Annotated in this window: 23 protein-coding genes and 1 tRNA gene; 6 read left to right on the forward strand and 18 right to left on the reverse strand. The window is 59.3% G+C overall.

Annotated features, from left to right (window positions below; all coding sequences use genetic code 11):
* Window positions 1–32: 32 nt before the first annotated feature.
* Window positions 33–836, forward strand: a complete 804-nt coding sequence (locus EX00_RS08155) for a class I SAM-dependent methyltransferase (protein ID WP_080761234.1) — start codon at window positions 33–35, stop codon at window positions 834–836.
* Between the two features lie 41 nt (window positions 837–877).
* On the opposite strand, the gene EX00_RS08160 is transcribed toward EX00_RS08155, so the two are convergent.
* The 5 genes from EX00_RS08160 to EX00_RS30760 all read right to left on the reverse strand — a co-directional run bounded on the left by EX00_RS08160 (window position 878) and on the right by EX00_RS30760 (window position 2,776).
* A complete protein-coding gene (locus tag EX00_RS08160) occupies window positions 878–1,543 on the reverse strand; it encodes a DUF6362 family protein (protein ID WP_047455868.1) in 666 nt (221 codons plus the stop codon).
* Window positions 1,518–1,934, reverse strand: coding sequence for a hypothetical protein (locus tag EX00_RS08165; protein ID WP_047455870.1), 417 nt, complete (start codon window positions 1,932–1,934; stop codon window positions 1,518–1,520). Before EX00_RS08165 ends, EX00_RS08160 begins: the two co-directional genes overlap by 26 nt.
* 57 nt (window positions 1,935–1,991) lie before the next feature.
* Window positions 1,992–2,276 (reverse strand): hypothetical protein, encoded by a 285-nt coding sequence (locus tag EX00_RS08170; protein ID WP_047455872.1) that lies wholly within the window; start codon window positions 2,274–2,276, stop codon window positions 1,992–1,994.
* Between the two features lie 99 nt (window positions 2,277–2,375).
* Window positions 2,376–2,573, reverse strand: a complete 198-nt coding sequence (locus EX00_RS08175; RefSeq protein WP_047455874.1) for a hypothetical protein — start codon at window positions 2,571–2,573, stop codon at window positions 2,376–2,378.
* Complete coding sequence (locus tag EX00_RS30760; protein WP_052210688.1) at window positions 2,570–2,776, reverse strand: hypothetical protein; 207 nt, start codon at window positions 2,774–2,776, stop codon at window positions 2,570–2,572. The genes EX00_RS08175 and EX00_RS30760 overlap by 4 nt, the downstream gene beginning before the upstream one ends.
* Window positions 2,777–2,934: 158 nt before the next feature.
* Between EX00_RS30760 and EX00_RS08180 the strand changes: the two genes are divergently transcribed.
* The 3 genes from EX00_RS08180 (at window position 2,935) to EX00_RS08190 (ending at window position 4,742) form a co-directional block, all read left to right on the forward strand.
* A complete protein-coding gene (locus tag EX00_RS08180; protein ID WP_047456167.1) occupies window positions 2,935–3,723 on the forward strand; it encodes a LexA family transcriptional regulator in 789 nt (262 codons plus the stop codon).
* 303 nt (window positions 3,724–4,026) lie between these two features.
* Window positions 4,027–4,359, forward strand: a complete 333-nt coding sequence (locus tag EX00_RS08185; protein ID WP_234708989.1) for a hypothetical protein — start codon at window positions 4,027–4,029, stop codon at window positions 4,357–4,359.
* Entirely contained in the window at window positions 4,356–4,742 is a 387-nt protein-coding gene (locus tag EX00_RS08190; RefSeq protein ID WP_047456171.1) for a hypothetical protein, read from the forward strand. The genes EX00_RS08185 and EX00_RS08190 overlap by 4 nt, the downstream gene beginning before the upstream one ends.
* Window positions 4,743–4,755: 13 nt before the next feature.
* On the opposite strand, the gene EX00_RS08195 is transcribed toward EX00_RS08190, so the two are convergent.
* Together EX00_RS08195 and EX00_RS08200 are read right to left on the reverse strand one after the other, a co-directional pair.
* On the reverse strand, window positions 4,756–5,226 hold the full coding sequence (locus tag EX00_RS08195; RefSeq protein ID WP_047456174.1) for an MEKHLA domain-containing protein: 471 nt from the start codon (window positions 5,224–5,226) through the stop codon (window positions 4,756–4,758).
* A gap of 114 nt (window positions 5,227–5,340) precedes the next feature.
* A tRNA-Ile gene (locus EX00_RS08200) sits at window positions 5,341–5,416 on the reverse strand.
* Between the two features lie 164 nt (window positions 5,417–5,580).
* On the opposite strand from EX00_RS08200, the gene EX00_RS08205 reads away from it, so the two are divergent.
* Window positions 5,581–6,321 carry an SIMPL domain-containing protein gene (locus EX00_RS08205; protein ID WP_047456176.1) on the forward strand — a complete coding sequence of 247 codons (741 nt, stop codon included), beginning with the start codon at window positions 5,581–5,583 and terminating at the stop codon, window positions 6,319–6,321.
* Between the two features lie 127 nt (window positions 6,322–6,448).
* On the opposite strand, the gene EX00_RS08210 is transcribed toward EX00_RS08205, so the two are convergent.
* The 4 genes from EX00_RS08210 to EX00_RS08225 all read right to left on the reverse strand — a co-directional run bounded on the left by EX00_RS08210 (window position 6,449) and on the right by EX00_RS08225 (window position 8,416).
* Entirely contained in the window at window positions 6,449–6,790 is a 342-nt protein-coding gene (locus tag EX00_RS08210; RefSeq protein ID WP_047456178.1) for a hypothetical protein, read from the reverse strand.
* Between the two features lie 281 nt (window positions 6,791–7,071).
* A complete protein-coding gene (locus EX00_RS08215; protein ID WP_047456180.1) occupies window positions 7,072–7,377 on the reverse strand; it encodes a hypothetical protein in 306 nt (101 codons plus the stop codon).
* A gap of 176 nt (window positions 7,378–7,553) precedes the next feature.
* Window positions 7,554–7,982, reverse strand: a complete 429-nt coding sequence (locus tag EX00_RS08220; protein ID WP_047456182.1) for a secondary thiamine-phosphate synthase enzyme YjbQ — start codon at window positions 7,980–7,982, stop codon at window positions 7,554–7,556.
* An 80-nt stretch (window positions 7,983–8,062) separates the two neighbouring features.
* Window positions 8,063–8,416 (reverse strand): DUF1428 domain-containing protein, encoded by a 354-nt coding sequence (locus EX00_RS08225; RefSeq protein ID WP_047456184.1) that lies wholly within the window; start codon window positions 8,414–8,416, stop codon window positions 8,063–8,065.
* 176 nt (window positions 8,417–8,592) lie between these two features.
* Here EX00_RS08225 and EX00_RS08230 point away from each other — a divergent pair, with 176 nt between their 5' ends.
* Complete coding sequence (locus EX00_RS08230) at window positions 8,593–8,991, forward strand: GNAT family N-acetyltransferase (RefSeq protein ID WP_047456186.1); 399 nt, start codon at window positions 8,593–8,595, stop codon at window positions 8,989–8,991.
* 14 nt (window positions 8,992–9,005) lie between these two features.
* Here the strand turns inward: EX00_RS08230 and EX00_RS08235 are convergent, their stop codons facing one another.
* The 7 genes from EX00_RS08235 to rpoD all read right to left on the reverse strand — a co-directional run bounded on the left by EX00_RS08235 (window position 9,006) and on the right by rpoD (window position 18,229).
* Window positions 9,006–9,929 carry a LysR substrate-binding domain-containing protein gene (locus EX00_RS08235; RefSeq protein WP_047456188.1) on the reverse strand — a complete coding sequence of 308 codons (924 nt, stop codon included), beginning with the start codon at window positions 9,927–9,929 and terminating at the stop codon, window positions 9,006–9,008.
* A gap of 325 nt (window positions 9,930–10,254) precedes the next feature.
* Window positions 10,255–11,484, reverse strand: a complete 1,230-nt coding sequence (locus EX00_RS08240; protein WP_047456190.1) for an MFS transporter — start codon at window positions 11,482–11,484, stop codon at window positions 10,255–10,257.
* Between the two features lie 149 nt (window positions 11,485–11,633).
* Complete coding sequence (locus EX00_RS08245; protein WP_047456192.1) at window positions 11,634–12,326, reverse strand: B3/B4 domain-containing protein; 693 nt, start codon at window positions 12,324–12,326, stop codon at window positions 11,634–11,636.
* 83 nt (window positions 12,327–12,409) lie between these two features.
* Window positions 12,410–13,219, reverse strand: a complete 810-nt coding sequence (locus tag EX00_RS08250) for an AraC family transcriptional regulator (RefSeq protein WP_047456194.1) — start codon at window positions 13,217–13,219, stop codon at window positions 12,410–12,412.
* A 47-nt stretch (window positions 13,220–13,266) separates the two neighbouring features.
* Complete coding sequence (locus EX00_RS08255) at window positions 13,267–14,238, reverse strand: DMT family transporter (RefSeq protein ID WP_047457596.1); 972 nt, start codon at window positions 14,236–14,238, stop codon at window positions 13,267–13,269.
* A 135-nt stretch (window positions 14,239–14,373) separates the two neighbouring features.
* Window positions 14,374–15,825, reverse strand: coding sequence for a DUF930 domain-containing protein (locus EX00_RS08260; RefSeq protein WP_047456196.1), 1,452 nt, complete (start codon window positions 15,823–15,825; stop codon window positions 14,374–14,376).
* Between the two features lie 337 nt (window positions 15,826–16,162).
* Complete coding sequence (gene rpoD, locus EX00_RS08265) at window positions 16,163–18,229, reverse strand: RNA polymerase sigma factor RpoD (RefSeq protein WP_047456198.1); 2,067 nt, start codon at window positions 18,227–18,229, stop codon at window positions 16,163–16,165.
* Between the last annotated feature and the right edge of the window lie 89 nt (window positions 18,230–18,318).

The raw sequence follows: 18,318 nt of genomic DNA on the forward strand, positions 1-18,318 counted from the left end.
TCCTTCAAACGGCAATGCTGCCAGACAAGCGAATGCCCAAAAAACAGGATGGACATCGGCTCAATCAGGATCTCGCCCATATCCGCACGATGCCGTCGCGCGAATGGGAGCCGATCAACAGCGACGACGAACCAGAAGACGTGGCGCAAGCCGCAGCCACGATCGACGCAGCGCGGACTTTCATCGCCTCCAATCTTCCCGTTCTGCCTGTCCCGTCGCTTCCCGAGATTCGCCTGCACAAGGCCGGACCGCAAAGCGGCCTACGTCGGCTCGCCGAGCGGGACGAGGCATTCGGCTCACCCTATTGGGCGCATTACTGGGGTGGAGGTCTGGTGCTGGCGCGGTATCTTCTCGACCGGCCCGATGTCGTTGCCGGCCGTTGTGTGCTCGATCTTGGCGCCGGCTCCGGCATTGTCGGCATAGCCACAGCAAAGGCGGGGGCAGCCAAGGTGATCGCAGCCGACGTCGATCCCTATGCTATTGCCGCCATGGAGCTGAATGCCGCTATCAACGGAGTGACGATTCTACCTGTTCTTGCCGATCTGACGACCGGAGAGCCTCCCGCAGCGGATATCGTTTGTGTCGGTGATCTCTTCTATGAAGCGGCACTTGCCGAGCGCGTTACGATCTTTCTCGACCGCTGCCGGGAGCAAGGCATGGACGTCTTGATCGGAGATCCATGGCGTGCCCATCTACCGCGTTCGCGGCTGCGCCTGCTAGCGGAATATGCCGTGACGGACTTCGGCAACGCGGCGGGAAGCACGAGGTCGAGCGGAGTGTTTGCCTTTGAAGGAAATCCGTCGCGGCAAGACCGGCGCGATGGGGAGGCATCCTAACGAAAAAAGCCCTGGGTTCGAACCAGGGCCATTCTTACGAGTTAGGCTTTCATCTTCGCTCGCCGCTTGTTTTCTCGCTCCAAGCGTTTCGCCAGCGCCGCGAGCTCCGGGCTGGCCGCATCGAACACAGGCTTTGCGTCATCCGGTAACCAGTATGTCTCATGTTTTGCAGCAGGCGGTTTCGCCCGCTCGAGACTACCCGCCGAATTCGGCATCATCGGCGATATGCGTGACCAATCCGGCTCCTGCAACCCCGGCGAAACTCCAAGCAAGGCCTTGGCCACGGCCTGAAACTCCGCTTGAATCCACCGCTCCGCCGTTCGCCGCACCCGCCCGGTTCTTGCGCAGAAATCGCGGAAAGAACCGGCAACATATGGCGCAGCAAGGCAAACCGACCACCGGGACAGCAGAATACGACGCTCCTCGTCCCGGACATGGCTCAACAGCCAGCCCTGCAGCACCTCCTCCGCACGGCTGATGGCCGCCGCGCTCGGGCGATAGCGGACGCGGATATCCGCGTGATCTCCGGGTTCGGGAAGAACATCGGGCCATAGACTACGCATCCGATCCGGACGCACGCCACGCACATCGAGATGAACCATCGTGTCGGCAGCCTCGACGAAACGGGCACGAACGATCTGGCTCAGATCGGCAATCTCGGCCGCGCGCTCGGAAAGATCGTTAAACTGCAATGCGTTCTGGTACATCAAGTCGTCTCTCCAGTTCCCGATAGATCAAAATCCGAAGCGTCGCGCGCACCGGCCATGGCCGCCGCGCCACGGCATCTGAGCGCAACATCCCCAGCGCAATATCGTCAAAGGCGGACAGCAGATCGCCGGGCCGCTGCAATGCCCAATCCTGTCGCTGCACCAGGATGTCGGAGACCGCTCCAATCGTATCCGACCAGAGTTCATCGCGATTGTTGCCGGTCTGGCGAATGCAGCGCAGGACAAAGACGAGATGGCCGTCGCCATGCTGTCCCCGGATTTCCTGCATAGTGCCACGCGCATGGCTTTGTGCCGGTGCACGGCGGCGACGGACCGGAACCAGCTTGATCCCGAGGCCATCAAGAAGAGTGTCGAGCCTGCCTTTGGTCATGGGTGCATCCCTCCCTTCAACAAGGAAAATTCAAAGCGATCAGCGGCATCATTTCAATCATGCAACCTTCCCGTTTTCGGCTGCCACAGAGGAACTCCTCGGCTTGAACAGGGCTTCCGCCCTAGACATTCTCTCCACCCTCGCCCCATCCCGCAGCATCGGCGTGTTGAGGTAGGCAACCATCGCCTCGCCGGCGGCGGCCTTGGCTGCATCCTGGGTGGAGAAAATGATAGGCTCGCCGCGATTGTCCTTCAGGACCTCGTTCGTGGCGCGGTGAACCTTGCGTATCCAGCCAAGATGACCGTCGGCGACCGCTTCCGTTCCGATTTGAAATTCATTCATAGAAACCTCCTCTGGCCGCGCCCGGCCAGTTATTTAGATTGACTTTTGTAAGCAATTCAGGTGCTTGGCAGCTCCGGCCAAGCGATAGTCATGACCTCGTCAAAGGCTCGCTCCGCGCTGAGATACATCGTCAGCCGTCCAGAAATGAACCTGATCACCCTCCGGCGCACCACTGACGTCGTCGCCGTCGCCTGCATGTCTCGGTGACGAGATGATCGGCGCGACAGCCGCAAGCACACAGACGAAAAACAGAGCAGCGCCGATACACGCTAGGAAACCTTGAACGATCTCACTCATGCGATCGTCTCCGCTTCGTTCTGGCAGCCAGGCAAACCGCGATCGGACATCTCCACCGGCTCGACACGCTCGTCGCAAGCTTCACAGTGCCGCTCGATCACCTCGGCAATCGACAGAGCCCGCCGACAGCTGGGGCAGCCCCAGAAGAAGTCGAAATACAATGGGCCGGAACCCGCTCTTCTGCCTTTCCTAATCGAAACCATGCGACTGCTCCTAAAACCGCTATTGCCGGGCGAAACCCGCCTCTGCACCTCAGCCTCGCGGCGAATTTCTCCGCAGGCATCTTGATGGACACAAATTATGTTGTTATTAATATCGATGTCAACATGATTTATGTTAATTATTTTGCGAGTGTCTGATCATGCAGAAATCCATGGGCGAACGACTGAAGGCGGCGCGCGAAGCCGCAAATTACTCCTCGGCAACGAAGGCGGCGGAAGCGCTTGGCGTCAGCCTGTCCACCTATCGCGCACACGAAAACGGCCAGAACGAATTCGGCCCCGAAATCGCCGATCGCTACGCCAAGAAGTTCGGCACCACCGCCGGCTATCTCTTAACTGGCGAAGGCCCACACAAGGTAGAACGGCCGGGGCCACGCATGGTCACGTCCTTCGACCCCGATGAACAATACAATGACGGGTTCGCCGAGGACGGCGAGAACGTCAGCTACAGCCGCGAGCACTGGCAATCGAAGATCGAGGGCGCGACGCCGGAGGTGGATGTCAAACTCGGCGCCGGTAGCGGCGTTGTCGGCGAAGTGATCAATCTACCGGTCGGCGCTGGCAATGTCGCTGGCCACAAGATCATCGCGGAATGGGTGATTCCCGCAGGTTACCTACGCAATGAGGCAAAGGCATCGCCCAGCCACACCATCATCATGGAAGTGATCGGCGACTCCATGCAGCCCACCTACATGCCCGGCGACCGCGTCATCGTCGATCTCTCGCAGAACCTGATGGTAACCGACACGGTCTATGCCATCAGTGACGGTTATTCCGAACCGCAGATCAAACGCCTGCAGCGTATCCCCTTCACCCAACCCAGCCAGGTCAAGATCATCTCCGACAATCCGGTGCTGGAAACTTTTACGGTCGAGTTGGAACGGCTGACGATCATCGGGCGCATCTGCGGGCATATCGCGCGGAAGTAAGGGCGGACTGCCCCTTCAGTCATCCGTTGCCACGAACTTGTCGAAACCAGATATGACAAGATATTCGACGTGCGGACCCACCAAACATCATTTATGTTTAAATGATTGCCACTAAACATATATAGTGTTGACATCGATTGTGTCGCATGCCATCTCTCTTCTCGCGAGCCAATCGCCCGAGACGGAATGAGCCCATGCAGGTTTCAAAATCCTGCGTGAAGTCCGCGAAACCGGATCGGAGATCGAGCGAATATGAATGTCGTGTCCCAATGGGTGGGCACGCAAAAGGAGGGTGCGTATTTCATGTCAGCGAAGTCAGACGTCATGATCATCGCCTGGACGCTCTATCACCGCGATACGCGGCTACACCGGCCATCGACCGCAGCCGGCCGGCGCAAATGGTTCGCCCGCGCCCTGGCGACGGCCTGGACCTGGGTGCAGCAGCAGACAATCGACGCGACCAAGACCGAGGAACAGCAGCGTGCCGAGCGACTGACGAGCCTGAAGCTGGAATTACTGCGTATCGACGCCCGACCGTTTGGAATGTCGATTGCAAAGGATCGAACAACGCTCAAGGCAGAAATCGATCGTCTGACCGCCCAATCATCCGTATCGGCAACACGGATGGCGGCATGACAGCACGCAACGACGTCTTCTCCTGCGAATACTCTTTCGATGAGCTCACCATCAATCTCTGCGATCGCTGGGAATCGGGCTTACTCCTCTATGGCCGCGCCGAACTGACCTCGGCCGGAGACGGCTATGATGGCGAATTTTACGTCTCTACCGTCCGATTGGATGGTGGAGCACGGCTAGCACGGCCGAATCCCACCGCCCAGGCAGCCAGCTTCGAGGCCGAGCTGTTCCGGCGCATCGCCGCCGTGATCGAAAACGACAAAACACTCACCGGTCGGCACGCCGCCGAGCTGTTCGCCTGTGAGTTCGAACAGTCCATGGAGACGGATCATGACATGCTTCATGAGATCAAGCGGGAACAGGCATTGGAGCCGGTTGCATGACGCTCACGCCTGTTTAGACATCTTTCCACTTGGAAAACGTCGCTGCTTGCCCCCGACGGCGCCCATCCCGGTCGATGAGCTGCCAAACGACACCATCCTCGATCCAGAAGCGCCGTCCCGATTTTGCGATCCGCAGCCCACGATAGTCCGAAATAAAGCCGTTGCGCGTAACCGCGTCCAACAATTGCTGACGTTCTTCCCGGTTTGGAAGTTCCGCCGAAAGACGCGACGGCAGGGTCACGAATTCATCCCACGGATATTCAAAACAGGCCTGGCCGGCTCTATTCGCATAGACGAATCGCGGATCGGGATCCGTGTTATGCGCCACGACCACGAAGGGGGCATCGTGATAGAGCCATTCCGGTCCGCGACTCTGATCGACAAGGGGCATCCCGACGATGCGGGCGTAACTTCCAACAAGCAGATCGAAGAACTCGCGATCAAGCGACAAGTCTGAAGCGCTATGTCCGGAACCATCAGCCATCGACATCTTTCCTATCGAACCCTTTCCTGCTTTTTCTAAGCCCACGGCGCCAGAAATCAAACAGAATCACTCGCTGGATCCTGTGATTGGTCCGGTTTTGTGGCTTAGATAAAATGGTGGGCCCGGCAGGACTCGAACCTGCAACCAAGCGGTTATGAGCCGCCGGCTCTAACCATTGAGCTACAGGCCCGGCACGACTAAAAGTGATCGTGCATGCAGTTCCGGAGCAATGGTCCCCCGGAAGCCGATCTGGCTCTAACCCAATTCGTCTTTTCCCACAAGGGACTGCCGCAATACCTTCACAATCAATCAGCAAAAACGAATACTGAGGAAACACCAACCAAGGAACGAACCATGCCCATGACGAAAACCAGAGATTTCATTCTTGCCGCTCTGTTCAGCGCGACGCTTCTCGTGCCCGCCGCCCAGGCATTCGCCGAAGACGCCAAGCCGCGCGAGGCGATCATCACCGTCACTGGTGAGGGGCATTCGGCGATCGCGCCCGACATGGCCATCGTGACGCTCTCGGTCGTCAAGCAGGAGAAGGCCGCCCAGGATGCACTCGACCAGAACAACAAGGCGATGGGCGCCGTGCTCGCGACGTTGAAGGATAGCGGCATTGCCGAGCGAGACCTGCAGACCTCGGGCTTTTCGATCCAGCCGCAATATGTCTATCCGAACGACAAGGACGGCCAGTCGCAGCCGCCGACGCTGACCGGCTATCAGGTGAATAATGGCCTGACGGTGCGCGTGCGCGACCTCTCCAAGCTCGGCACTCTTCTCGACCAGGTCGTCAAGCTCGGCATCAACCAGGGCGGCGATATCCAATTCACCAACGATAAGCCGGATACCGCACTCCAGGAGGCTCGCAAGAACGCCGTGGCCGATGCAGCGACCAAGGCAAAGACGCTGACCGACGCCGCGGGCGTCAAGCTCGGCCGCGTCATCTCGATCCGTGATGGCGCCTTCTCCGCCCCGCCGCAGCCTTACGCGCGCCAATCCATGGCCATGGCCGCCGACAAGGCCGTGCCGGTGGCAAGCGGCGAGAACACCTATAACGCCTCCGTCAGCATCACCTACGAAATCCAGCAATAGCTCAAAAACAAAACCGCCCTTCGCTCAAGTCCGATTGGACCGAGCAAAGGGCGGTTCGCGGCCCCCGCCGATAAAGCGAAAGCGTAAACGGGTGGTCGCCGGACGCCAGATGCGTCCGTCAACCTTATCAGCGGCCGATCATTGGGCAACCGCGAACATTGGCGAACATCATCGTATCCGGGCCACGACGGGTGAAGCCGTCGACGATAACGCGGCGCGGCGTCACATCGACCACGCGAGCACGGCGCAGGCCGTAGCTGCGGGCGACATCCATGGCCTCCCGCGGATCGCAGCCCCGGCGGCGGTCGAAGCGCGGCCGCGGGTTATCATAGTCCGGTGGTGGCGGCCGATGGCGACCGGGGCCGACATAGATGTCCAGGCCCTGGGCAGACGTGGTTTCAACCATGCCCGATAGCGCTGTCACCGCGATGGCGGCAGCGACCGCCAACTTTGCCAGTAGTTTTTTCATTCTATCCTCCATGGAGTGAAAGGCTGCTCTCTCATAGGCTTGCCGCATCTCCCGAGTGAGCGCCTGAGGAATAACGGCCCGACACTGAACAAGTCCAGAATCAACCGCTCATGCCCTATTCAGGTACAACGAAGACAAAACCGATACCAGAGGCAGATTCGTCGGAAGACGGGAAAATAAAAGTCGCCCCCTTTCACGAGGACGACTTTACTAAGCTTGGAATTGCAGAGAAGCGGCTGGATATCGTCCGTAAACGGCTACGCACCCACCGCCTTCCGATCTTAACGACGGATCAACGGGCAACCTCGCGCGTTGGCGAAAACGATGCGGTCCGGACCGCGGCGGCTAAAGCCGTCAACGACGACACGGCGCGGCGTGATATTGCCGATATGGGCGCGGCGCAGACCCATGGCCCGGGCCTTCTGGACGGCTGCGATCGGCGAGCACGCGCGGCCGCGATGATGATCGTAACGTGCCTGATGGACGCTGGCCGAAAAATCATTGGCGGATGCGGTCGCAGCCGTGGCGGAGATGGCGCCGAGCGTGATGAGGGCTGCAATGCCTGCCTTTGCGATGAGGCTGATCATGGGTGTTTTTCCTTCAAGTCCTTGGATCGTTGCAATCCCGAAATCCGGTCCCATCAATTGGTCCGGTGCCCTTGGGATTGGAGACACATTAGGTCAGCCAAGCTGAACCGAACGCGAATTGGCCATTCACAATGTATTCAGGAGCATTAACAAGGATTGACGTCGATAGCCAAGGCTCAGACGGAAAGATGCAGCACGATGTCGCGACGATGCGGCCGATCGCGATGCTCGAAGAGATAGATGCCCTGCCAGGTGCCCAGCGCCAGCAGGCCGCGCGTCACGGGAATACCGATCGACACCTGCGTCAACGCCGCCTTGATATGCGCCGGCATATCGTCCGACCCCTCGGTCGTATGCACGATCCATCGCATCGATGGATCGGATGATGGCGGCACGAGGCGACGAAAAAAAGCATTGAGATCGGTCTTCACATCCGGGTCGGCATTCTCCTGGATCAGCAGGGAACAGGAGGTGTGGCGAACAAAGACGGTCAGCAGCCCCTCACCCGCACCTGAACTCGCCGCGCGGACGAAATCCGCCGCCTGCTCCGTGAACTCGTAAAGCCCTGGGCCACGGGTGGACAGCGTGATGACGGTTTGCGGCATGGTATCTTCCCCTGATGACGACGGCAGAACGCACGAGCTCGGGCGCGGCAGCCGGAAAGTCAAGCCCAGCCGTCGATGGGTTAGAACTGCAGGAAGATATCGAAGCCACCATAGATCATGCGTTTGCCATCGAAAGGCATATTCTCCATCCCGTCCTTCATTCGCGGATCAGCCATGACTTTTTCCAGCACGGCATCGCGGTGCTGGCGGCTTTCATAGGTGATCCAGGAGAAAATCACGACCTCGTCCTCCTTGGCCAACACAGCGCGCGGGAAAGACGTCAGATCCCCATAGGGCACGTCATCCCCGATCGCCTCGACATAACTGAGCGCGCCATGCTCCTTCCAGACCTCGCCAGCTATGTGTGCCAGCGTCTTGTAGGCCTCAATCTTGTCTTTCGGCACAGCAAGAATAAAACCATCCACATAGGGCATGTCAGCCTCCTCTGTTTTGTTGACACTTGCAAAGGACGATCGATGATAGCGCGATCCGACATGGGATGCACTTTTCCATGCTGATTTCCCCAATATCAGCGGCGTATGCGGCTGTTGCATCTGCTTGGCTTGCGGTAGGCTTGGCGTCATAGTTCCATCAACAATCAACGAGGGGGATGATTGTGACGGTTGAATTCAGGATCGACCCCTACCCTGAAAACGAAGCGCTCAACGCTCTGTGGGCCGAGGCTTGGAATGAAACCGCCACACGCGACTTCTCACCGATCCTGTTGCGAAGCCTCGCTCATATCGGCGCCTTCGCCGGAGAGCGTCTGGTCGGCTTTGTCAATGTTGCCTGGGATGGCGGCATCCATGCGTTCATTCTCGACACTTGCGTCCTCCCAGAGTTCCGCCATCAGGGAATAGCAACCGGTCTTGTCGACATGGCCACGAGGGTCGCGCGCGAACGCGGTGCGGAATGGCTGCATGTCGATTTCGAACCGCATCTCGCCGGCTTCTATCGGAACCTGGGCTTCAGGGCGACCGAGGCAGGTTTGATCAAGCTTCGCGATTAACGGCGACTTCTCTCTCAATCAGCCTCGTTGACCTGAGATATCAACCAGTTGCGAAACAGCGCAGCCGCCGGGTTTTGCAGGGCATTGGGCGGATAGACCAGATTATAGCTGACGGCAGACGGCTGCACCTCCACGAAACAACGCACCAGTCTTCCATCCGCTATGTCTTCCGCGACAAGTGAGCTGCGAACCAGCGCAAAGCCGAGACCATCGCGGCACGCCTTGAGCATGTCCACGAAAGATTCGAACAACGGCCCGGATTCCACCGCTTGGCCGATATCGAAATCCGCGACATCGCCATTGTCGTGGCTGGTCACCTGCTCGTACCAGCGCTGCCAATCCAGCACTGTATGCCGCATGCCGGCGTAGCGCAGCAGCGGCGCTACCCTTATCGCATTGCGCGGCGGCAATCGCTCGGACAGGCCTGGCGAGCTGACGACAAACTCCTCGTCCGTCAGTAATTCCTCCAGCGCAAGCCCGACTTCAGCCCGCCCAAGCCAGATGGCGAGATCGACGCCGTTGGAGCCAAAATCCGGCCTCTGATAGCCGACGGCCATCTTCAGCTCGATGTCGGGATGGCGCTGGCAAAAATCCGGCAGCCGCGAGGCCAGCCACTGGCTAGAAAATTCCGGCGTCACCGACAATCCCAAGGCACGGACCAACACACTTGCCCGTGCCTGATAGAGCGCTTTCTCCAATTGAGAGACCGTTTCCGCAATTGACGGATGCAGACGCGCGCCGAGCGGCGTCAATCGCGCGCCCGACCGACCTCGATCGAAAAGCCTGCCGCCGATCCAGCCTTCGAGTTGCGAAAGCTGATGACTGATCGCAGTCTGCGTCAGCCCCATCCGCTCAGCCGCGCGCCCGAAGCCGCCGGTTTCGACGATGGCGCAGAATGCCTGCAAGACGGTCAATGGCGGGAGCGGCCTCTTACCCATGAATATCCTTCATATATTACCGGCTAAGGCTTCATTATACACCGCAAATTTTTGGGCGCATTCCTTTTGATCATAGGGCAAAAAAGGTGCGTGAAAGATGAGAGATTATCATGGAAATATTGAGCCGAAAATTATCCAGAAATGGATCGATCAACTACTGAAGGCACCTCGATGCATGCGGAGATCTCGCCCCAAGGACAAAGCAGCACGCAAGAATGCCCTAAGTCTCAGCAATCATCTCAAACGAGATGCCGGGCTGGATCATATCCCGGATGACCAATGAGCCTGCGGGACCACCCGTCGCGTCGGCTTCACCGATCGTGCCTCACCCGTTGAGTGTCTTGACCTTGGTCAAATCCGGAAAAATCCGCGTCCAGAGCAGCACGACAGCAATGGTGCCGACGCCGCCGATAATGCCGGTGAGCACGGGACCAAAAGCGCTGGCGAGCATGCCGGATTCAAATTCGCCGAGCTGGTTGGACGTACCGATGAACAGCGAGTTCACCGCATTGACGCGGCCGCGCATGGTATCCGGCGTCAGGAGCTGCACCAGCGAGCTGCGCACCACCACGCTGACCGTATCCGACGCACCGACAACGAACAGCGCCGCAACGGAAAGGATGATGTTGGTCGAGAGCGCGAAAACAACGGTCGCGACGCCGAAGATGAAGACAGCGATCAGCATCTTCTTGCCGACGTCGCTCTGCAGCGGCCGCCGCACCAGCCAGATCGACATGACCAGCGCACCGATGGCGGGCGCCGCGCGCAGCAGGCCAAGCCCCCAGGGGCCGGCATGCAGGATATCGCGGGCGAACATCGGCAATAGCGCCGTGGCACCGCCGAGCAGAACCGCGAAGAGATCGAGCGAGATGGTGCCCATCATCACCGGCCGGCTCTTGATGAAGGAAACGCCGGCAAAGACCGAGCTCAGCGTCACCGGCTCGCGCGAAGACGGCTGCTGCCGCTCGACACGGATGGAAATGACATTGACGCTGGCAATGACATACAGCACCGCGGCCACGAGGAAAGGCGCGACCGGGCTGACGCCGTACAGCAGACCGCCGAGCGACGGACCGATGATGAAGGCGGTCTGCATCATCGAAGTCGAGGTGGCGATCGCCACTTGCAGCATCGAAGGCGGCACGATGTTCGGCAACAGCGCCGCCATGGTCGGGCGTTCGAAGGCGGTGGCAGCGCCCATGACGGCAACAGCGGCGAGAATGCCGTGGGGGCCAATCCAATGCTGCCAAACGGCAACGGCCAGCACCAGCGCCGTCAATGCCTCGATCAATTGACAGACGAGACCGATGCGCCGCCGGTCGAACCGATCCGCGACATGCCCGACGATGAAGGTCAGCACCACCATCGGCAGGAACTGGCAAAGGCCGACCAGGCCAAGATAGAAAGCGCTATGGGTCTGGTCGTAGATCATCCACCCCATGGCAACGGTGACAGACTGGAAGCCGATGGAGGAAAAGACGCGGGAGGCGGCGAAGGAACGATATCCGGGATGACCGAGCGCGCTTGTCCGGTCTTGGCTCTGCAGGGTGTCCATTGGTCTTTCTTCGGTTCCGCGCATAAGACACGGAACCATCTTCATGGGAAATATGAGATATTGAGTTGAGTTCCCTGCTCTGCCCGAACACCGCGATTGTCAACCGCGTTTTTGTCTCGATCAGCCTTCTGCTCGAAAAAGACACCAGGCTAGAGATCAAAACGTGGTGAAGAGCGGCTGAGCAGCGCGGTCTTTGCCTTGATCTTCCCTACAGCGGCGAGCTCCACAGCAATGGTCTCGACCAGCTTCGGCACATCACGACCAGCTGCTTCATGCATCGCCTCGGCAACGATCAGCACCGATCGCGTATCCGCACGAACGGCGGAGAGGCCACTCTGCCGATTGGTCCAGCGCCGCGCATGCGCCCGCTCAGTGCTATCGGCAAAAATCACTTCACGCGGCTCCGGATGCTCCGTTTCGCCGGAGAATGTCAGATAGGTCTCCCTACCGGTCGCATGCCTGACCTCGAGATCGCCCGAAATCTTCGCGAGATCGAACACGGCAATTGGAATGGCAAACGCGATGGAGATGGCGTTGCAGAGATCGACCAGCGGATGCAGCTGCGGCAGTGAATTTTCCTGACGGAAGCGGCGCAGCAGCGCCTCGGAGGCGCAACGATACTGCGTCGGCTTCAGCCCCATCTTTGAGAAGGTGCGCCGCCAGGCCTGGATCTCCGGCATCTCACCTTCCGCGCCAGCCGCCAGCCGTTCCTTGGCGATGGAATGGTACTTTGCGACAGGATCAGTGACGTCGGCATCCGTCGTGATCCCTTCGACATAGAGCACACCGGGGACCAGATCGGGGAATTCGTTCCACATCTCGTTCGAATGGCGGAAATACATGGTTTTTCCTTCTGCGCGGTTCTGATTTGTTGCCGCAGAAAAGCCCGTCGCCGTCGCCCGGTCTTGAACAAAATTGCAGAGAGCTAGCCGGCAGCTGCCGCATAGACGCCCGGTGATATGCCGAAATTGCGCACGAAGAGGCGCGTCATGTGGCTTTGATCCGCAAACCCACTGGCAAAGGCCGCCTCGGCCAATGACGTGCCCGCCACGATCAACCGCCGCGCCTCATGGATACGGCGTTGCAGCAGATAGGCATGAGGAGTAAGCCCCGTCGCTTTAGTGAATGCGCGCAGAAACTGGAAATGGCTCAGCCCGCAGACGTCAGCAAGTTCGCCAAGCGTCAGAGGGGCTGAAGGATCGTCCTCGATCAGATCACGAGCGCGGTCGATGGAGGCAGGAACGGCAATAGCCCGCGATATCAGCATGCCCTCGCCCATCACAGCCGCAACGAGCGATAACAGCAACCCATCCCGCAACAGCGCGTCCCGTGGCTCAGGGTTGCCGACCACGAGCGGGAACAGGGCTTTGAAACATGCCGCCACTTGGCTATCGCGAATGACAGGCGACGGAAATTCCGCGCCGCCAATCCTGCCCTCGCCGATATCGTTCAGCAGATCGCCGATCACCGGCGGATCGAAATGAAGCATCGTCCAGGCTCGGCTTTCGCCGATGGGCATGCCATCATGCACCTCATTCGGATTGAAGCAGATGACATCTCCGGCCTCGGCCCGCACCAGTCCGCGCCCGCTCAGCGATGCATGCGCGCCAGATTCGATAATGCCGATGCCGAATTGGTCGTGCGTATGCTTGGGAAAGCTGTAGCCCGTTTCGGCTTTCACGGCCTTGATGCCTGCTACACGAGAGCGAAACATCTTAAACTGGCCGGTTTTCATGCGCCTTGCCCTTCAACCCTGCTGAAAGCTATCGGCCGAAGCATATATCACGTCTCCGGCTTATCCTGCGCGGTCGTTGTGAGTGCCGCCTGCGTATTGGCCGTGACGGCCGCCGGCAAAGGCGTGCCGCGCTTGCGCTCACGCGCCAGCGTCAGCAGGCCGGAGAAAATGATGAGGACGATGCCGAGCGCCATGGGCAGATCGATACTGTCGTTGAACAGCAGATAGCCGAAAGCAATCGCCCAGATCATCTGACTGTATTGCGGCGGCGCGACAAGGTTGGCCGGCGCCATCTGCGCGGCAAGCAGCAACAGCACGCTACCGGCAGCGCCAAGCAGCCCATAGCTCGCCAAAAACATCCATTGCCAAGGCGTCGGCATGGTTACTTCGGACAGCATGAGGAAACCGCTGACGATGAGCGTGCCGAACAGGCCCGCGCCATAAAGCGAAATGCGCTTCTCCTTCGCCCCTAGCCCACGATTGACGACGATCGAGATTGCGGCCGCCAAGCCGCCGATCGCGGCGCAGAGATGGCCGATCGAAAGCTCGCGAAAGCCCGGCCGCAGCACGATGAGCACGCCGATAAAACCGAGGGTCACCGCCGTCCAGCGCTGCCAGCGGACATCTTCCTTCAAGAAGATGACCGACAGGATGGTGACGAAGGACGGCAACAGAAAGAGCAGCGCAAAAGCTTCCGCCATCGGCAGTTTGGTGAAGGCGACGATGGAGCAAATGGCGCCGGTCGCGCCGCAGACGAAGCGCAGCATCCATAAGGGCCGGTTCGATGTCTTCACCATATCCAGCCAGTCATCGTCGCGCTTCTTCAGGAACGGGACGGCAGCCAGACCGAAAAGCGCACCGATGAAGGCCACCTGATAGGACGGCAGCGTCCCATGCAGCATCTTGATCGACGCATCGCTGAAGGCAAAGACGGCATAGGACGCAAATGCCACCAGGACACCGCGAAGCGTGGAATGGCCGGCGGCCAAGGATTTGGAATCGGCAGTGATCGATGTCATCGGATTGAGCAATGCAAAGGGAGGGAAACTGAATCGCCTGAGTACGGGCAATTGTATGATGAAATGGGCTGAATTTCGATTGGCGCTGAAATAAACTATTGTTTCAAAGCGATGGGGCGGGTGTTGTTTGGCGGATCAGTATTCAGGCAAACCAAGCTTATCAAACTGCCCACTCGGGACACGCCCAATAACTGCGTGTGAAAAAGCTGTCACCTTCAAGGCGTCGGCGTCGACCTGGCATGTGAATTTGACTTGCTGCCAGCCCTTGGGAGTTTGAACTGCCACGCCATTGCCGAAGAGACCGGTGTCCGAAACCATGGCTGGCGATAGGGCGGAGTTTACAAAGCCAACCGCGTTCATCTCATGCCCGAACTGCAGCTTCTCCTCCGACTTGCAAAGGTAGGAAATGCGCTGACGCCGCGGCAGCTCTTTCCAGGCATCATAATTGCTCTTGGATAGCTTGGCCATCTCGCTGCCGGAATAGAGTTTCGTGGACTGCTTAAGTTGCGCCTTCTGTCCACCAGGCTTGGTATTGGCGGCTTGCTGTTGTGCTTTGGCATCGGGTTCAGTGACGAAGGACGTCCCATTCGTCGGATCGCTTTTATTGTCCGAAGCAGCCTGCTCTTTTGACGGCTGCTGCGATTGAGGCCCCGAAACGGTTGGCACGGCGATTTGCGGATCAACCTTGTTGTCGGCGGATGGCGGCTGCTGTTGCGGGTTGGGATCGGCGGCATTCGCCTGCTCCGTCTCGGGATCAGATGTCGCCGCGGCCTTCTGCTGCGTGTCCGTGCCATCCTGCTCCGTCGCCGGAGCTTCCGGCTGCGCCACTTGCGCGTCCGAAGGTTGATCCGTAGCAAGCTCCTTCGGCTTCGGCATCGAGGCAGGGTCGCGTGAATTGGGGTCGGTTACCGGCGAGGCAGCCTTCGCCTGCTCGGTGGGTGCTGCTGGGGTAGCCTGCGCTTGTTGCGGCTGCGGATCAGGATCCTTGGCCGGCGATGCGGCATTGGCCTGATCGGTTTTGGCATCCGCGTCCTTGGCGTCCGGCGACGCCGGGGCTTGGTCTTCGGCTTGGCCATCGTTCGCAGCCGGTGCTTCATTTGCCCGCGTCGAGGCATCCGCCTGCTGTGTGGTTGAGGGATCCTTCTCCGCGCCCTTCATGTCCGGAAGGGGTGTCTCCTCTGCCGAGGCCTGCTGTTCAGGCTTCGGCGTAGATGTATTGGAGCTTGGATCGCTTGCGGGAGGCGCCGCCTTTTCAGCCTCAGCCTTGTCCTGCTGATCTGATTGCGCCTTGGGATCGCCAGGCTTCTGTTCCGGCTGCTTCTGCGCTTCCGCCTGCTGCGACTTCTCATCCGGCTTAGGCGTTGGAGTTGGAACCTGTCCGGAAGCCTCCTTCGGCTTCGTCGCGTTCTCCTGCTGCTCCTGCGGCTGCGGCACGAGCTCGACATTGACGCTATCTTCAGGCTTTGCCTGAGGTGGAGCTATAAACGACGGCAGCAGGAAAATGGCCGCCAGCACGACATGCAGGAGGATCGACAGGACAAAGCCCCGCCCGATCTTCTCATCCTGCTTTATCGCGGTCTGTTCCATCGCTCAGCGAACGGCTCGCCGGGCAAGAGCAGCCGATGGGAAAACGTGTATCAACTTCATCAGAACCTTACCGAAAACGACAGATCGAGCGGCGACAGATCCCCGACATATGGGGGGCAACAATGCGGCTCGAAAGAGGCAACTGCGAAAAGGCAGATTGTCAGGCCCCTGGCCGCTCCGCAATGCCCGGAAAACACACCTGCGTGATCGCACCATATAGCAAGCGATGCTAACTGCCGGTTTTCGCCAATAGCAGCAAAACAAGCTCTTTGGCAGCAAACAAAAACCCGGCTCGCTTTCGTGAACCGGGTTTTGATTTCGTAACGGCAGAAACCGCTTAGCTGTCGAGGAACGAGCGCAGCTTGCGGCTGCGGCTCGGATGCTTCAACTTGCGCAGCGCCTTGGCTTCGATCTGGCGGATACGTTCGCGGGTAACCGAGAACTGCTGGCCGACTTCTTCGAGCGTGTGGTCCGTGTTCATGCCGATGCCGAAGCGCATGCGCAGCACGCGTTCTTCGCGCGGCGTCAGTGAGGCCAGCACGCGGGTCGTCGTCTCGCGCAGGTTCGCCTGGATGGCCGCGTCGATCGGCAGAAGCGCGTTCTTGTCCTCGATGAAATCGCCGAGATGCGAATCCTCTTCGTCACCAACTGGCGTTTCGAGCGAGATCGGCTCCTTGGCGATCTTCAGCACCTTGCGCACTTTTTCGAGCGGCATGGCAAGCTTTTCGGCCAGTTCTTCAGGCGTCGGCTCACGGCCGATTTCGTGCAGCATCTGGCGCGACGTGCGAACGATCTTGTTGATCGTTTCGATCATATGCACCGGAATACGGATCGTGCGGGCCTGGTCGGCGATCGAACGGGTGATCGCCTGCCGGATCCACCATGTGGCGTAGGTCGAGAACTTGTAACCACGGCGATATTCGAACTTATCGACCGCCTTCATCAGACCGATATTGCCTTCCTGGATAAGATCCAGGAACTGCAGGCCACGGTTGGTGTATTTCTTGGCGATGGAGATGACGAGGCGGAGGTTTGCTTCGACCATTTCCTTCTTGGCGATGCGCGCTTCGCGCTCGCCCTTCTGCACCATATGCACGATGCGGCGGAATTCCGAGATCGAGATACCGGTTTCGGTCGCAAGATTTTGAATTTCCTGGCGGATATCGCGGATGGTAGTGTTTTCGCTCTTGGCGAATTCCTTCCAGCCGCGCGCGGCCAGATTGCCGATCGACTTCATCCAGTTCGGATCAAGCTCGGCGCCCTGATACTGTTCCAGGAACGAGTCGCGCTTGACGCCATAGGATTCGGCAAGGCGCAACAGACGACCTTCGTTCTGCACGAGGCGCTTGTTGATGTCGTAGAGCTGCTCGACGAGAGCGTCGATGCGGTTCTGGTTCAGCGACAGAGACTTGACCGACTTGACCAGCTCATCCTTGAGCTCCTTGTAACGGCGCTCCTGGGCCGACGACAGCGTACCCGATGCCGACAGACGCTGCTCGACCTGCTGGTCCTGCAGCTTACGCAGCTTCTTGTAGGTCTCGGCGATCGTGTCGAGCGTTGTCATCACCTGCGGGCGAAGCTCGGCTTCCATCGCGGCAAGAGAGAGGCTGGATTCGTCCTCGTCTTCTTCTTCTTCCTCACCCGGCAAGCCTTCGCCGCCGACATCAGTGATGTCGTCACCACCAGAGGGCGAACGGCCACGACGGGCCGTTTCCTTCTCTTCGGCAGCCTTGCGGTCCGCTTCAATCTTTTCCGGGCTCTGGAACTGCGGCGCAGCCTTGGCTTCCGGGCCGGAATAGGTGGTTTCGAGATCGATGATCTCGCGCAGCAGCGTCGTGCCTTCGTTGAGTTCGTCGCGCCAGATGATCAGCGCCTGGAACGTCAACGGGCTTTCGCAGAGGCCACCGATCATGGTCTCGCGGCCGGCCTCGATACGCTTCGCGATCGCGATTTCGCCTTCGCGCGACAGCAGCTCGACGGAGCCCATTTCGCGCAAGTACATGCGCACCGGGTCATCCGTGCGGTCCGTCGGCTCTTTCTTCTTGGCGGTGGCGAGCGCCGAACCGGTGGAAGGTGCGAGTTCGCCGCCTTCCCCATTGTCGTCGTCGCTGGAATCGTCGTCGTCGTTGCTGCTGGTAGACGCACCAGTCTCTTCGACATCCTCGTCCTCGATGACGTTGATGCCCATATCGGAGAGCATCGCCATCGTATCTTCGATCTGTTCGGACGTCACTTCTTCGGACGGGAGAACAGCGTTGAGCTCGTCCATCGTCACGTAGCCGCGTTTCTTCGCGGCCTTGATCATCTTCTTGACCGCGTCGTCGGAAAGATCGAGAAGCGGGCCATCGGAGGTGCCGTCGCGTTCGACTTCAGCTTCTTCGTTTTCTTTGACCTTGGTTGCCATCTCTATATCGTCGCTTTCCCTGACGCTTAAAACTTATACGCGGTGAATAACCGCTCTGGCCCGGCGCGCCTCGCGCCAGCCCCGAATCA

Source organism: Martinezella rhizogenes (assembly GCF_000799715.1).
GTDB classification, from domain to species: Bacteria; Pseudomonadota; Alphaproteobacteria; order Rhizobiales; family Rhizobiaceae; genus Rhizobium; species Rhizobium rhizogenes_C.

Coding starts and splice junctions, on each gene's coding strand:
- EX00_RS08155 (WP_080761234.1), top strand. CDS start 33: ATGCCCAAAAAACAGGATGGACATCGGCTCAATCAGGATCTCGCCCAT.
- EX00_RS08160 (WP_047455868.1), bottom strand. CDS start 1,543: ATGTACCAGAACGCATTGCAGTTTAACGATCTTTCCGAGCGCGCGGCC.
- EX00_RS08165 (WP_047455870.1), bottom strand. CDS start 1,934: ATGACCAAAGGCAGGCTCGACACTCTTCTTGATGGCCTCGGGATCAAG.
- EX00_RS08170 (WP_047455872.1), bottom strand. CDS start 2,276: ATGAATGAATTTCAAATCGGAACGGAAGCGGTCGCCGACGGTCATCTT.
- EX00_RS08175 (WP_047455874.1), bottom strand. CDS start 2,573: ATGAGTGAGATCGTTCAAGGTTTCCTAGCGTGTATCGGCGCTGCTCTG.
- EX00_RS30760 (WP_052210688.1), bottom strand. CDS start 2,776: ATGGTTTCGATTAGGAAAGGCAGAAGAGCGGGTTCCGGCCCATTGTAT.
- EX00_RS08180 (WP_047456167.1), top strand. CDS start 2,935: ATGCAGAAATCCATGGGCGAACGACTGAAGGCGGCGCGCGAAGCCGCA.
- EX00_RS08185 (WP_234708989.1), top strand. CDS start 4,027: ATGTCAGCGAAGTCAGACGTCATGATCATCGCCTGGACGCTCTATCAC.
- EX00_RS08190 (WP_047456171.1), top strand. CDS start 4,356: ATGACAGCACGCAACGACGTCTTCTCCTGCGAATACTCTTTCGATGAG.
- EX00_RS08195 (WP_047456174.1), bottom strand. CDS start 5,226: ATGGCTGATGGTTCCGGACATAGCGCTTCAGACTTGTCGCTTGATCGC.
- EX00_RS08205 (WP_047456176.1), top strand. CDS start 5,581: ATGCCCATGACGAAAACCAGAGATTTCATTCTTGCCGCTCTGTTCAGC.
- EX00_RS08210 (WP_047456178.1), bottom strand. CDS start 6,790: ATGAAAAAACTACTGGCAAAGTTGGCGGTCGCTGCCGCCATCGCGGTG.
- EX00_RS08215 (WP_047456180.1), bottom strand. CDS start 7,377: ATGATCAGCCTCATCGCAAAGGCAGGCATTGCAGCCCTCATCACGCTC.
- EX00_RS08220 (WP_047456182.1), bottom strand. CDS start 7,982: ATGCCGCAAACCGTCATCACGCTGTCCACCCGTGGCCCAGGGCTTTAC.
- EX00_RS08225 (WP_047456184.1), bottom strand. CDS start 8,416: ATGCCCTATGTGGATGGTTTTATTCTTGCTGTGCCGAAAGACAAGATT.
- EX00_RS08230 (WP_047456186.1), top strand. CDS start 8,593: ATGATTGTGACGGTTGAATTCAGGATCGACCCCTACCCTGAAAACGAA.
- EX00_RS08235 (WP_047456188.1), bottom strand. CDS start 9,929: ATGGGTAAGAGGCCGCTCCCGCCATTGACCGTCTTGCAGGCATTCTGC.
- EX00_RS08240 (WP_047456190.1), bottom strand. CDS start 11,484: ATGGACACCCTGCAGAGCCAAGACCGGACAAGCGCGCTCGGTCATCCC.
- EX00_RS08245 (WP_047456192.1), bottom strand. CDS start 12,326: ATGTATTTCCGCCATTCGAACGAGATGTGGAACGAATTCCCCGATCTG.
- EX00_RS08250 (WP_047456194.1), bottom strand. CDS start 13,219: ATGAAAACCGGCCAGTTTAAGATGTTTCGCTCTCGTGTAGCAGGCATC.
- EX00_RS08255 (WP_047457596.1), bottom strand. CDS start 14,238: ATGACATCGATCACTGCCGATTCCAAATCCTTGGCCGCCGGCCATTCC.
- EX00_RS08260 (WP_047456196.1), bottom strand. CDS start 15,825: ATGGAACAGACCGCGATAAAGCAGGATGAGAAGATCGGGCGGGGCTTT.
- rpoD (WP_047456198.1), bottom strand. CDS start 18,229: ATGGCAACCAAGGTCAAAGAAAACGAAGAAGCTGAAGTCGAACGCGAC.